This is a genomic window from Cohnella abietis (assembly GCF_004295585.1).
Taxonomy (GTDB): Bacteria; Bacillota; Bacilli; order Paenibacillales; family Paenibacillaceae; genus Cohnella; species Cohnella abietis.
Genome location: NZ_AP019400.1, coordinates 5329990 through 5344504 on the forward strand (window position 1 = coordinate 5329990; position 14515 = coordinate 5344504).

Consider the following 14515-nt stretch of genomic DNA (forward strand, 5'->3'; position numbering starts at 1 on the left):
TTAGCTGATCCGGTTCGTTGCATAAGTCATAATCTGCTCCTGGGTAGCGCTTTCATCATTGATGAGCTCACCTGTAATTCTGCCTTCACACATTACGATAATCCGATGACTAAGCCGTAAAATCTCAGGTAGCTCCGAGCTGATCATAATAATTGATTTTCCTGATGCAGCCAGACTTTCAAGCAGCTTATATATTTCGCTCTTCGCTCCGACATCAATTCCACGAGTCGGCTCATCGAAAATGAGAATGTCACAATCCCGTGTCAACCATTTGCCGATAATGACCTTCTGTTGATTGCCACCGGACAGATTTTTTAGCTTCTGCTCAATACTTGGCGTCTTAACCTTTAGATCCTCGACTACCTTTTTGGACACATGCGACATACGATTGTCATGCATCCAGGCGCCACCTTTCGTGAATCGGCTTAACGTTGCCAAGGTAACATTTGTTCTGACGTCCATTTCGAGTAAACAACCAAAGTGCTTTCTATCCTCAGATAAATATCCAACGCCATGCTGGACGGCTTGATGAGGTCCCGTAATTCTAGTTTTCTTGCCGTGAATGTATATCTCTCCGGAATCAATTGGATCAGCTCCAAAGATGGCCCGAGCCGCTTCCGTTCTACCTGCACCAACTAAGCCTGCCACACCGAGAATTTCTCCTTTATGGAGCGTGAAGCTAACATCTCGGAGCACGTTGCCCCTACTAATATTACGTACCTCAAGCACCTGCTCACTATCATTCCCTTCCTGACGGGAAGGCTTAGCAGGCTGATAGATTTCCCTTCCGACCATCATTGCAATTATTCGATCGATGCTAACCTCAGGCGTTGCAACTGTATCAATATAGCTGCCATCACGCATAACCGTAATGCGATCAGAAATTCGCTTCAGTTCAGCCATTCGGTGGGAAATGTATACGATAGCAACTCCCTTCGCTCGTAGCTTATGAATCATCTTGAACAGCTCTTCGATCTCAGCATCACTCAGCGCTGCCGTCGGCTCATCCATGATCATGACCTGTGAGTCATAGGAAATAGCTTTTATAATTTCAACCATTTGCTGCTTGGCCACCGTTAGCTCCGAAACGAGAACCGTTGGTTCAATATCCAAATTCAATTGTTTTAATAGAATTGCGGTTTGCCGATTCATTTCTTTGTCATTGAGAAACAATCGAATGGCTCTGCGAGGTTCTTTGCCCATGAAAATGTTCTGAGCGACTGTAAGATCAGGAGCAAGATTCAGCTCTTGATGAATCATGCTAATCCCTAATTTCTGCGCCGTACGCGTATCGGGAATGTTAACTTCCTTCCCTTTATAGAGAATGCGTCCCTCATCCTTCTGATAGACGCCCGTAAGCACCTTCATCATGGTCGATTTGCCGGCACCGTTCTCCCCGACTAACGCATGCACCTCACCAGATCGCAATTCAAACTCACACTGCTTTAAGGCATGAACACCAGCAAAATGCTTTTCGATTCCATCCATTTTTACGACAATTTCACTCATTGCTTCACCCCTCCCCCAGCTCCTTGTTCTTGTTGTTGATGTTAACTTTACACGCTCTACTCCATCACTTAAATGTGATTTCTTCCTGTTAAAGTCGAATAATTTTGGGAGTTACATAAAATAGTCTTTTTTCCAACCTAGTCCAAAACAAAAAACCGAAGCAGGCAAAATGCCCGTTTCGGTTTTAAGAAAATACTATAGCTGCATCACTTTCCGACGAATGGAAATAGAAGCTTCTGATTTTCCTCTTCGTACATGTTTTCCTTAGTGATAACCAATGAACCCGTATCTATCTGCTTCTGAATCTTTTTTCCTCTGACAGCCTCCACAGCCGTCTTAACGCTTAAATATCCCATCTGAAATGGCCTCTGAATAACCGTTGCCTTCATAACGCCTTCATCCAGCAATTTAATTTCATTAACCGAGCTATCAAAGCCGATTAGCTTTACCTTGTCTTTCATTCCCAGCTCTCGAATGGCTCTACCCGCACCTACGGATGTCGGCTCGTTAAGGCCAATGATCCCAAGCACTTCCGTATTGGACTGCAAAATCTCCTTCGCTTTTAAGTAAGCCTTCTGCTCTGACCCCTCTACAAAGTAAGTATCCAGCATCTCAATATAGGGAAGACCGCTCAATACGTCTCGCGCGCCCTTTTCTCTATCAATATGAGAAGCAGCATTTTTAACATAACTGAGAATGCCTATTTTCGCTGGGCCCTTAATTTCCTGCAGCATAGCTTGACCCGCCTCCTGCCCAGCTTTGAAATTGTCGGTCGAGACTATGCTTTGAGCAATGTTGGAGTTAATTCCGGAATCTAAAATAATGAGCTTGATTCCTTTGGCTACCACTTTATTGCAAATGGGAATTAACCGATCAAAGTCAGTAGCTGCAAGCACAATTGCATCAGGCCGATTAACGATTGCTTTCTCAACTAGAGCAATCTGACCTTCAACATCCGTTTCATCCCTAGCTCCCCAAACCTCAACCTTCGTGTCAAACTCCTGAGCCGCCTCATGAACACCATCAACGAGTACCTGCCAAAATTCAATAGATGCATCATGGGATTTAATAATAACGGTAACGTTCAGCGGCTTTTTGTTTGAAAATCCTTCTGACCAATAAACTAATCCAGCAACAACGACAAGAAGAACGATAATCGCTCCAATAAACCACTTGTGTCTCCAAGGCATTATTTTTCACCCTCCGATGACTGCAGCGATTTCGGAAAACGAATATACACTGTCGTCCCTACACCCAATGTGCTTTTATAAGTTAATCCGTATTGGGGGCCAAAATATAGTTTGAGTCGCTCATGAACATTTTGTACGCCTACCCCTCGTCCCGCCTCTGATCTTGAAATTGGCAAAAGAAGTGTTCGTAGCTTTTCTTCGTCCATCCCGTTACCATTGTCTTCAATAAATAAATGAATATCCGTTTCCGTTTCTTCAGATGCAATTCTAATTAAGCCCGGACCGTGCTTCATCTTGATGCCATGGTAAATTGCATTCTCAACTATGGGCTGTAAAATAACTTTTATCGTCTTGTAATCCCATACTGAATCACTGATTTCAATTTGATAATCCAATTTGTTTTTGTAACGCATTTTTTGAATCATAAGATAATTCGTAATATGCTCGATTTCAGTTCTAATCGATACTAGCTCTTCCCCCTTACTGATGGAGGCTCGGAACAATTTAGCAAGCGCTGAAGTCATCAAAACAACCTCCTTAGACTTGTTGCTCTCCGCCATCCAAACGATCGAATCTAAAGTGTTATAAAGAAAATGCGGATTAATTTGCGCCTGTAGCGCGTTCATCTCACTCTTCCGCTTCTGCTCTTGGTCCGATACGACTTGATTCATCAATTCTTTAATTTTTCCTACCATAATATTAAAGGCACGAGCAAGTCTGCCGACTTCAGTCGTCTTCGGAACCGGCACATGAATATCAAAGTTACCCTTTTCCACTTCTTTCATATAGCTTTGCAATTGTTTAATGGGCTGGCTCACTCTCTGCGACAGGAAGAACGAGATGATAATTGCAATAACAATACAGATGAACCCTAACCCAACATAGGACAATCTCATTTCGTTCTGATTGCTAACAAGCTCATTCACATAGGAGACGCCAACAATTTTCCAACCGAAATCGGATTCCTGCACCGTATACATCCGACTGTTGCTGCCTTCATTGCTCGTGAATGTACCGTTCTTGATTTCCAGTACCCGGTCGATCATCTCGTACTTCAGCTTGCTATAAATCAATTGCTGCTGCGGATGATACACAATTTTGCCACTGGAATCGACTATAAATAAATAACCTCTCTGGCCGAGACGGACATCCTTGAACATATCATTCATCACGCTAAAATTAAGATCAACAAGAAATACGCCAAGCTTCTTACTTCCGTCTCGACTGCTCAGCTCGCGGCTTAACGACACTACCCAAGGGTAACGATCCTTGAAAACAGGCTGTATGTGAGATGGAGAAATTACACTTTGTCCATGCGCTTCCTGCGCATTGCGATACCAATTCAAGCTAGTTAGATCGATGTAAGGATTGAGCTCCAGCTCTTTCCGTCCGGAGACAAACTGTCCATTATAACCAAATACGTTAACCGAGGTGATGTCCGTTCGAGAAACGAGCATAGACTCCAGCAAGGTAGAAATCGATTCCTTCGACTCCTTCTCTTGCTTTAAGCTGGCGAATGTTTCTTTAGATAAATAATCCTGCACAAACGGGTTGCCTGCGACAAGATCAGACATGTAGTTCATTCCGTTTACATAAGATTTAATATTATTGTTGATCTGCTTCACGAGCTCTGTCGTATATTCCTGGGCTTTCGATTGCACCGCATCTTTCGTCAAATAGTAGGAAATGACACTCACAATCATGATTGTCATTAGAATCAGCAACACTGAGGATAGCACCATATTCGTCTGAATGCTGCGTAATCGCGAAAAGATACTCATCCCGTCATCACACTTTCTTTATATTCATTTTATTGCGGAATTCTGTCGGTGTATCCCCCGTATGCTTCTTGAACGCTCCACTGAAATAATGCGGGTCACTGTACCCAACTGCATAGGCGATCTCATAGCTCTTCATTGAAGTTAAATACAAAAACTCCCGAGCCTTCTCCATTCGTTCATCCGTTACAAATTCAACGAACGATCGTCCGTTATGCTGCTTAAAAATGCTGCTGAAATAGCTTGAACTCATCGCTACATGCTTACAAACAGACTTTAAGGATAATTCCGGATCCATATAATGCTGTCTCACATAATCCATGGCCATAGCTATTTGACGAACACTTTGATCCTCGCGCATGCCTTGAATAACGGATACAGCTTTTCCGCATAGCTCCTTCATCCAAGCTTCAGTTTCATCCAGATTGGAGAAGCGATTAATATCTGAAATAAGAGTTTTTGCCTCACCGAAAACATGAGAGCTATTACTGTTTATTTCGTAAAGAGTATGAATCATCGTTAATACAATTCTCTGGAGGTAAATGTAGCAAATATCAATGGGAAATATATGATCACGAAAGGCAGCAAACAGCCTCATGATCCATTCATCCATTTCTTGCTGCGTTCCGGTCTTCAGCTTTGTAATGAGCTCGCTTTCCCATGTAACAACGGATAAAATTTCAGGACGCTGGCGCTGCTCCATATCCGAGATCCGAATGATTTCATTCGTACCGATTACGAATCGATAATCCAACGCTGATAAAGCAGAGCGATGAACAAGTAAAATATTGTCCTCCCATTTGGATGTATGGCCGATGCCTATTGAAATTTTTATGGGTAAAAAAGAATTAACCGCACTATGAATTTCCTCTGCAACAAGCATAGCTAATTCCTGAATTTGATCGCTATCCTCACCTGATAGTAGGACGAGCACACGATTTTCCCGATCCCTGAATATAACCGTCCCTGAGTATTTAGCTGTAATTTCTTGCGCAATATTGTATACGGCAAATCGAATAAGGTCCTGGTCGAATAAAGTCGATGGCAAGCTTAGCTCAAATTCGTCCACATCTATAGCTAGCTCGATTAATGAAGGGCCGTTCCATTGAATTTGAAAATAACTGAGTCTCTCCTGCAGTTGCTTAAGGGGCATCGGTACAGATACAAGACGCTCCAAAAAGCGCTCTTTCAGCTGCGGCAGACTTTCCATCAGTTGACGCTTCAGCAGCTCAAGATCTTGGCTCTGCCTTCTTTCGGCATCTAGCTCTGACCCCACTCTACGAATGACCGTCTCAAGCTCAGCCGCTGTAATCGGTTTCAAAATATAGTCTGTGGCTTGCAATTTCAAAGCCTGCTGTGCAAACTCGAAATCATCGTACCCCGTTAGAATAATGACCTTCACAGTCGGATCATTTTCCGCCAACTCACGTGTTAGCTCGATACCATTCATGAACGGCATTCCAATATCAGTTAGGACGACATCAGGTCTCTCACGCTTAATAAATGCAAGAGCTTCCACACCATCCTCACAATCCCCTATACATATAAATCCTAGCTGCTCCCAATCCATCTGTTCCTTGATCGCTTCCCTAACTAATGCTTCATCATCCACGATCAGCAGCTTGTACATGGAATCCCCCTCTTGTCGTTCCTATGCTACCTATATGAAGATCATATATAATAATTGGATGTTAATCCATTATTTAATCGTAAAGAATAGAACATAATAATGAAATGAGAAAATGAACTGAAATAGTCGAAAATTTTATGCTATTGACTTGGAAAATCAATTTCATTCCTTAAGAGTCATTTGGGCTTTAATAGAGCAATCTAATCTTATATGGGGACTATCCACAATGATCTATTAAATAGATCATTCCGATGCTAAATCATCACTATTTTTGAACAAAGAAATACATTAGAATAAAGAAGGGTGCTTCTGGCTTCATAGGAATTGTGCCCGAGTATGACTAACATGAATGCAGAGGGATGCACAATGTCAGATAATAATGAATTGATGCAAGGACAGTGGCAACAATTTTTCGGGCCCAATCTAGGCTACATCCAAGAACAATACGACATTTACTTACAAAATGCGGAAGCTGTTAGTCCGCAATATCGAGAGCTATTTGCTCAGTATGGTGCTCCTCCCCGCGGCGATTCGCCGGTAACGAGACCTCAAACTGCTTCAACGGAGCCTTCGTCAGCTCGCAATGGGTCGACATCCGTGGATACAGTTCTACTTAAGAAAGCGATTGCAGCTGGTCAATTAGCTTGGAATATACGTTCATTCGGTCATCTTGCGGCCGATATTGATCCACTTGATCTCAGCATTAAAGCTAGCTCGAAGATGATTGAGCCAAGCACATACGGACTGACAGAAGACGATTTGTTGAAGCTTCCTCCTGAATGCGTATGGGAAGATGCACCTTATCCGATGAAAACTGCTTTGGAAGCCGTTCAGAAGCTCCGCGAAGTGTATACCGGATCGATTGCTTTCGAATTCGGACACGTTCACGACGAGCACGAACGCAAATGGCTGAATGACCGAGCAGAAGTCGTCATTCCTTCTACAAAGCTCCTTAACTCAGAAAAAGAAACATTACTTAGAAAATTACTCGAGGCTGAACAGTTCGAGGATTTTCTGCAGCGTACATTTGTAGGTCAGAAGCGTTTTTCCGCAGAAGGTGTAGAAGCGCTTATTCCACTTACAGATGAAATCGTGCATGAGCTCACAAATGACGGCGCTCGTCATATTGTCATGGGTATGGCTCACCGCGGACGCTTGAATGTGCTCGCCCACGTTCTGGGCAAGCCTTACGGCAACATTTTCTCGGAGTTCCAAAACTCCGCTAACAAAAAAATTCTACCGTCTGAAGGCTCTCTCAGCATTAACTACGGTTGGACTGGCGACGTTAAATACCATTTAGGTGCTAATCGTTCCATCCACTCTGGCGAAACGGCTGAAACTCGGATCACACTTGCTAATAACCCAAGCCATCTTGAATATGTAAACCCTGTCGTTGGCGGCTTTGCACGTGCAGCACAGGAAGATAGAAGCAAGCCAGGATATCCGGTTCAGAATTTGGATCTAGCTGCTTCCATCATCATACACGGAGATGCAGCCTTCTCAGGAGAAGGTATTGTTGCCGAAACGCTCAACTTCAACAATCTAAAGGGCTACACTAGCGGTGGAACCATTCATATTATCGCTAACAACCGAATCGGCTTTACAACGGAAAGCCATGATTCCCGTTCAACTCATTATGCCAGCGACTTAGCTAAAGGCTTCGAAATCCCGATTGTTCACGTTAATGCTGACGATCCAGAAGCCTGCTTGGCTGCTGCTCGGATGGCTAGTGAGTATCGTACGCTATTCAAGAAGGATTTCTTAGTCGACCTTATTGGGTATCGTCGATATGGTCATAATGAAACTGATGATCCAGAAACGACTCAGCCTCTTATTTATAAGAAGGTTAAGTCTCATAAGACTGTTAGTCAGCTTTATGCGGACAAATTGGTTCGTGAAGGCTTCCTGTCTGCCGAAGGTGCAGAACAGATTAAGCGCGACGTACAGAATAAGCTGAAGACGGCTTATGATGAGGTCAAAGGACAGGATCACAAAAATCCTATTCAACAAACGCAGCCTAAGCCTTACAATCTTGAAGCTTCTAAGTCGGTTACTGCTGTCTCAATCGATAAGCTTCGCGATATCAATAAAGGGCTGCTTAGCTGGCCAAAATCCTTCAGCGTTTATGGGAAGCTTCAACGCATTCTTGAGCGCCGGTCGGACGCATTGAATGAGGGTGAGAAGGTTGATTGGGGACATGCTGAAACGCTTGCGTTTGCTTCCATCCTTGCAGACGGAAGACCACTTAGATTAAGCGGTCAAGACGTCGAGCGTGCAACCTTCGCTCATCGGAACCTTGTACTCCATGATTCCGTAACTGGCGATACCTTCTGCCCGCTTCACAGCCTGCCAGAAGCAAAGGCTTCCTTCGCCATCCATAATAGCCCGCTATCAGAAGCTGGTGTTCTTGGCTTGGAATATGGCTACAATGTATATGCACCGGAAACAATGGTTATTTGGGAAGCTCAATACGGAGACTTCGTGAATGCCGCTCAGGTTCTAATTGATCAATTCATATCTGCAGGTCAATCAAAATGGACACAGCGCTCTGGTTTGGTTATGCTGCTTCCACACGGCTATGAAGGTCAAGGACCGGAGCATTCCAGTGCTAGAATGGAACGCTTCCTGCAATTATCAGGTGAAGGAAACTGGACTGTCGCTTACTTATCGAGTGCGGCGCAATATTTCCACTTACTCCGCCGTCAAGCAGCTGAGATCAATACAGACGCTGCTCGTCCGCTTATTGTTATGGCGCCTAAGAGTATGATTCGTAATCCTTATGTTGCGTCCTCCGCGTCTCTGCTTAGCGAAGGCACATTCCAGACGGTTGTGGAACAATCCGGACTTGGAGAGCACCCTGCTCGTATCGAACGACTCGTCCTATGTACGGGTAAAGTTTCTGTTGATCTGGCAGAAGAGCTCGATAAATCAGCCGATGTTAACCGGGATTGGTTGCATATCGTCCGTGTTGAACAGCTCTATCCGTTCCCACGTCAAGAAATTCAAGCAATTATTGACCGTTTCCCGAACCTTACCGAAGTGGTATGGGTTCAAGAGGAGCCTAAAAATATGGGCGCTTGGAGCTATATAGAGCCACGCATCCGCGATCTTATTGGATCAAAATCGGTTACAGTTAGCTACAACGGTCGTCCGAAGCGCTCAAGCCCGGCGAGCGGATACCAGCAGATCCATGTTTTCGAGCAACAATTTATTATTAATCAAGCATTAGTTCAGAAAAAGAAAACGGCTATTAAAACCGGGAGGTAACAGCAATGCATGACATAATAGTACCAGCAATGGGTGAATCCATTACGGAAGGAACGATTTCCAAGTGGATCGTCAAAGTAGGAGATTCCGTTCAACAAGGCGACCTCTTGCTAGAGCTGGAAACAGACAAAGTAAACTTGGAAATTAGCGCCGATCAGGATGGTGTTATTGCAGCTATTCTCATGAATGAAGGGGATACTGTTAAAATCGGAGAATCTGTTGGTAAAATTGGTGCGGCTGGTCAAGCAGTTGCAGCTCCTACGGCTCCAGCAGCAGTAGCTGCGGCTCCAGCTCCACAGGAAAGCACTCCAGCTCCTGTAAAAGCTGCTGCTCCTGCCGTCAGCGTGGATAACAGCTCTACTCTTGCTACTCCTGCTGCTAGAAAGCTTGCTCGTGAGAAGGGAATCGATCTCAGCACACTTACAACGCGCGACCCAATTGGACGTGTTCATTCTAGCGATGTTGCATCTGCAGGTGCTGCTGCAAGCGTGCCTGCGCAACAAGCTGCACCTAAAGCGGCTGCGGCGGACAAACCGACTACAAACTCGAACAAGCCGGAAGAGCGCAAGCGTATGTCTCGCCGTCGCTTAACGATTGCGAAACGCCTAGTTGAAGCGCAACAAACTGCTGCGATGCTCACGACTTTCAATGAAGTTGATATGTCAGCTATTCTCGAAATTCGTAAACGTCGTAAAGATTCCTTCAAAGAGAAGCATGAAGTTGGATTAGGCTTTATGTCCTTCTTCACGAAAGCTGTCGTTGGCGCATTGAAGGCATTCCCTCATCTGAATGCAGAAATTAACGGTGAGGACATCATCGTTAAGAAATATTACGATATCGGTATTGCCGTCTCCGCTAAAGAAGGATTAGTTGTTCCTGTCTTGCGCGAGGCAGACCGTCTCGGATTTGCTGAAATTGAGCGTACTATCGGTCAATTGGCTGGCAAAGCTCGTAATAACACGTTAGAATTGTCCGAGCTTCAAGGCGGAACATTCACGATTACTAATGGCGGTGTATTCGGCTCCTTGCTATCCACGCCTATCTTGAATGCACCTCAAGTCGGAATTCTAGGTATGCACAAGATCCAGCTTCGTCCGATCGCTATCGACGCGACACGCATGGAGAACCGCCCAATGATGTACATTGCATTGTCCTATGATCACAGAATTGTTGATGGTGCAGAGGCTGTACAATTCCTTGTCAAAATCAAGGATATGCTCGAAGATCCGGAAACATTGCTGCTCGAAGGCTAATAGAATAGTTGCTTTGACGTTCAAACGAAAGGTGTTGGTTCAGGAGGTTACTCCTGCGCCAACACCTTTTGTTTTTGATCCAACTGTTGCTTGCTTAAGCAGATTATGCTCAAGCGCAAGCCAACCATAATCCATTGGCAGATAAAGTTGGTCCAAGGTATATTGAATGTAAAAAGAAACCTCATCTCTTAAATGGTTGCTCGCCAATTCCATTTTGACTAAAGAGAGGTTTCTTTGTATTTGTACTTTCAGTAATCGATAAGAAAAGAGGGGAAGTATCTCCTGTAGGAGCGAAGCGTTTGTCTTTGAGATCGTGAAATCTCCTTGTTATCTTTTACCCATTCAGATTTCACGATCTCAACCAACAACCGGAAGGAGATACTTCCCCGCAAAAACTATAATCGATAGACATAGCGAGAGGCTGCCCTATAAGTTATCTTACGGGACAGCCACTCTTGTTTTGGATCAATTATAAGTTAATTATTCAAGCTCAATTCGATAAGTCTTTATTTCATAAGGCATGACCATGGCCCGAACGGTAGCACCGAGAGTGATTTCCCCAATAGGACGCTCTAACAGATCGCATTCCTGCCAGCTTGCAATTTTCAATCCACTCGTGAGCTCTATATGACCACGGGCACCTGCAAATTCATGATAACGGACAATGATAGCTTCGCTATCCTCCGCTTTCTTAACGGCATCAATGAGAAGGTTATCCGCAGATAATTGAAATAAAGACGCTTCAACCTGAATAGGACTGTCCTTCCGAACACTAATCGGATTATTGAGGCACCAAGCTTCTTGGACAGTAGCACCTTCATACCAAGAGTGCTCATGAGGATAGAGAGAATAGGTGAACTCATGTTTTCCTTTGTCCGCAGAGCTATCTGGATATAGCCCCGATTTCAGAAGCGACAGCCTCATGAGATTCCCCTTAATGTCGTAGCCGTATTTGCAATCATTAAGCAAGCTAACGCCATAGCCCTGCTCCGATAGATCCGCCCATTGATGTCCGACCGTTTCAAAGCGTGCATAATCCCAACTCGTATTCCAATGCGTCGGGCGTTTAACATTGCCGAACTGAATGTCATAAGTCGCTTCCGTCGACTTAATGTCGACCGCAAAGGCAGACTTGAGTAATTGCTGCGTCTCTTGCCAATCTACACGAGTAGCAAAATCAATCCGGCGAGAGTGCGCGTATATGATTAAATCTTGTTCAATCGTGGAATCCATATAGCCCCACTCAAACCTAACCACCGCTCTTAAAGCTCCGAGCTCAATGACACTCACTTTACGCAATTCGGATATTTCCCGCATTTTCTCCTTATAGAAAATATCAATGTCCCAAGCATCAGAATACAATGGCTTGTCCTCGAATACTTGAAAAACATTTCCCCGAGCTCCCTTGAGGAGAACCTCGCGCTCTGTAGAACGGTCAAATATTCGAATCAGTTGCCCCTGCTCGTTCCATTCCAACTCATAGAATGGCGTCACAATTCCGGATTCAGTGCTTGCAAATGGGACCAACCTTTCTGCCTCAGAAGGCGTGTCCTCCCATTGAATCTTCGAATATCCGAGTGAAGGAATAGCCTCGGCATAAATCAGCCAACCACTCTCCGTCCATTGCGCTTCAAGCAAGCGCCCTTGTCCATCCTTCCAAGTCCCTGTGGAATGCGAGTTCACACTTAATGGTACTGCAGCAAGATCACTCCGTGTCCATGATGCCCCATTATAAACAGCTAAAGCATTTCTTTCATTAGAAGAATGAAAATTGGCTTCCGCTTGATTTGTAGCTTGAAGAATAAGGTTCTCGGCTTCTGCGTATTCCACCCTGCAATCGTCATACACTTCTTGGATGGATGAGCCAGGTAGAATATCATGGAACTGATTTCGCAGAACAATTTTCCAAGCTTCATGGAGCGTACCTGCCGGATAGTTCGACCAATCTCTCTGCACCGCACATGAAAGGACGTTTTGCCACTCCGCTTCACGGAGCCCGAGCTCACAACGGCGATTCATTAGCTTCACGAAAGCTTGGCTTGTATAGGTGCCGCGATGGTTCTCGAAGTACAATTCGCCTTCCCATGTATGCACATATTGGTCGCTTGTTCGAACCGTTTCTTGAAGACGATCAAAATATTCATCTACTCTTCCCGTTTCTACATTAGGCATACCCGGCATTTTATCGAGTCTTCTGCGGAACTCTAACATTTCCCGATTGACGCCTCCGCCACCATCGCCATAACCGTAAGCGAATAGCAGGTTGCGATTTAGCTCCTTGTTTCTGTAACGATCCCATAGGTCATGAATCGAGCTGGCGTTGATAACGCCGTTGTAGTTATGTCCTGGAAAATGGGTCAATACCTCCGATCCATCTATACCACGCCATTGGAAAGTATGATGAGGCATCTCGTTGTATTGATTGGCCATGTTAATTTTACAAGTCATGAAGCTGTCGATGCCTGACTTTTTCAAAATCTGAGGCAACGCCCAGCTATAACCGAATACGTCTGGCAGCCACAAGTACTTGCATGTAACACCAAATTCATCCTGAATGAATCGAGTTCCTAATAGTAATTGACGAACAAGAGCTTCCCCGGAAGTGATGTTGCAATCCGCCTCCAGCCACATACCTCCGTCAACTTCCCAACGACCTTCTTTTACTCTCTCCTTAATAAGAGAATAGATCTCCGGGTAATCAGACTTAATATAATCGTAGAGCTGGGGCTGCGTCTGAAGAAAAGCAAACTCCGGAAACTGTTCCATCAAACGCATTACGGTAGAAAAAGAGCGAGCTGACTTCTCCCGCGTATGCTTTAATTGCCATAGCCAAGCAACATCGATGTGCGTATGGCCGATACAAGTGACTGTTACAGGGCTATTCTTAGGAATAGCATCGATCTCATCTTGCAGAATACCTTGAGCTATAGCAACTGACTCGTAGAAGCCCAGAGAGCCAGGACGCGACCAATCGATGCGCTCGAACGCTCGATTAAGCGAAGCAAGTAAGGATTGTCGCGTTGGATCATTCTGAGGGAGCAATTCAATCGTTTCAGTCGCCGCTCGACCTAGATAGTACAGATCATCTGTAGCCTCATCCAGACAACATAATTCCGCTCGACTCAACGTATGCTCTTGGATTCCATGATAAACGGGGCGTTCAGGCATCGTATGCAATTGCTTACGAATGGGCCCCAATACGGACCAATCCTGAAGTAGTATAGGTTCATGATTTTCTAAGCCAGACCATAACCGAAAGCATAAGGATATCGTTTGCCCCGCCGCTGTTTCCGGGAAAAATACTTCTTCATGATTCGTATCAACACCCTGATACGGGGAACCATTCAAATAGAGCAGAGATTCGAATCCACCTATATTAGCGACGAAAGAACGCCCAAAGTTAAATCTTCCAACGATGCGCCGCCCTGCCCAGGAAAGCGGAATTTCAACATCCGACTTTAACCACACATAGACGTCATATCCCGACCAACGACTTCCCACCGGAATTTTCTCCCACTCACCGGATTGTGGAGGGGCCTCGCCTACTTTACCTTCGGGATCAGGCTGCATAAGAAATGATGGGATATGGAAGGAATCGCGATAGCGATACTCCGCCAATTCTTGGATACGTGAAGTGATTTTCTCGAGTGTCTTAAACACAGAAATATCCCCTTTTATACTTCATTTATTTTTTCTTCCAATGAGTCAATCTGTCTCTGCAAATAAGTTTATATTTAATCATTAAGTTATGTCAATGATTTAATTGCCATGGGCCTCGTTTATTATATAATTATTATGTTTTATAGATCTCTTTAATTAATTTAATAAATAAGATATACACGATGCACCAACTTTATCTTTACTTCATAATTATTAATCCCCGACGTT

8 protein-coding genes are annotated in these 14515 nt (G+C 44.4%); 2 read left to right on the forward strand and 6 right to left on the reverse strand.

What is annotated here, in order from left to right; translation table 11 throughout:
• The 4 genes from KCTCHS21_RS23655 to KCTCHS21_RS23670 all read right to left on the reverse strand — a co-directional run bounded on the left by KCTCHS21_RS23655 (position 1) and on the right by KCTCHS21_RS23670 (position 6107).
• Complete coding sequence (locus KCTCHS21_RS23655; RefSeq protein ID WP_130614003.1) at positions 1-1509, reverse strand: sugar ABC transporter ATP-binding protein; 1509 nt, start codon at positions 1507-1509, stop codon at positions 1-3.
• 206 nt (positions 1510-1715) lie between these two features.
• A complete protein-coding gene (locus KCTCHS21_RS23660) occupies positions 1716-2699 on the reverse strand; it encodes a substrate-binding domain-containing protein (RefSeq protein ID WP_130614005.1) in 984 nt (327 codons plus the stop codon).
• Positions 2699-4480 (reverse strand): cache domain-containing sensor histidine kinase, encoded by a 1782-nt coding sequence (locus KCTCHS21_RS23665; protein WP_130614007.1) that lies wholly within the window; start codon positions 4478-4480, stop codon positions 2699-2701. The genes KCTCHS21_RS23660 and KCTCHS21_RS23665 overlap by 1 nt, the downstream gene beginning before the upstream one ends.
• Before the next feature lie 7 nt (positions 4481-4487).
• Positions 4488-6107 (reverse strand): response regulator, encoded by a 1620-nt coding sequence (locus tag KCTCHS21_RS23670; RefSeq protein ID WP_130614009.1) that lies wholly within the window; start codon positions 6105-6107, stop codon positions 4488-4490.
• A 366-nt stretch (positions 6108-6473) separates the two neighbouring features.
• Here KCTCHS21_RS23670 and KCTCHS21_RS23675 point away from each other — a divergent pair, with 366 nt between their 5' ends.
• Both KCTCHS21_RS23675 and odhB read left to right on the forward strand, forming a co-directional pair.
• Positions 6474-9374 (forward strand): 2-oxoglutarate dehydrogenase E1 component, encoded by a 2901-nt coding sequence (locus KCTCHS21_RS23675; protein WP_130616674.1) that lies wholly within the window; start codon positions 6474-6476, stop codon positions 9372-9374.
• A gap of 5 nt (positions 9375-9379) precedes the next feature.
• The gene (odhB, locus tag KCTCHS21_RS23680) at positions 9380-10627 is read left to right on the forward strand and encodes a 2-oxoglutarate dehydrogenase complex dihydrolipoyllysine-residue succinyltransferase (protein ID WP_130614011.1); all 1248 of its coding nucleotides are present in this window, start codon (positions 9380-9382) and stop codon (positions 10625-10627) included.
• Between the two features lie 39 nt (positions 10628-10666).
• Here odhB and KCTCHS21_RS31265 read toward each other — a convergent pair whose 3' ends face one another.
• Both KCTCHS21_RS31265 and KCTCHS21_RS23685 read right to left on the reverse strand, forming a co-directional pair.
• A complete protein-coding gene (locus KCTCHS21_RS31265) occupies positions 10667-10840 on the reverse strand; it encodes a hypothetical protein (RefSeq protein ID WP_162309363.1) in 174 nt (57 codons plus the stop codon).
• 267 nt (positions 10841-11107) lie between these two features.
• The gene (locus KCTCHS21_RS23685) at positions 11108-14287 is read right to left on the reverse strand and encodes an alpha-mannosidase (protein WP_130614014.1); all 3180 of its coding nucleotides are present in this window, start codon (positions 14285-14287) and stop codon (positions 11108-11110) included.
• Positions 14288-14515: the final 228 nt, after the last annotated feature.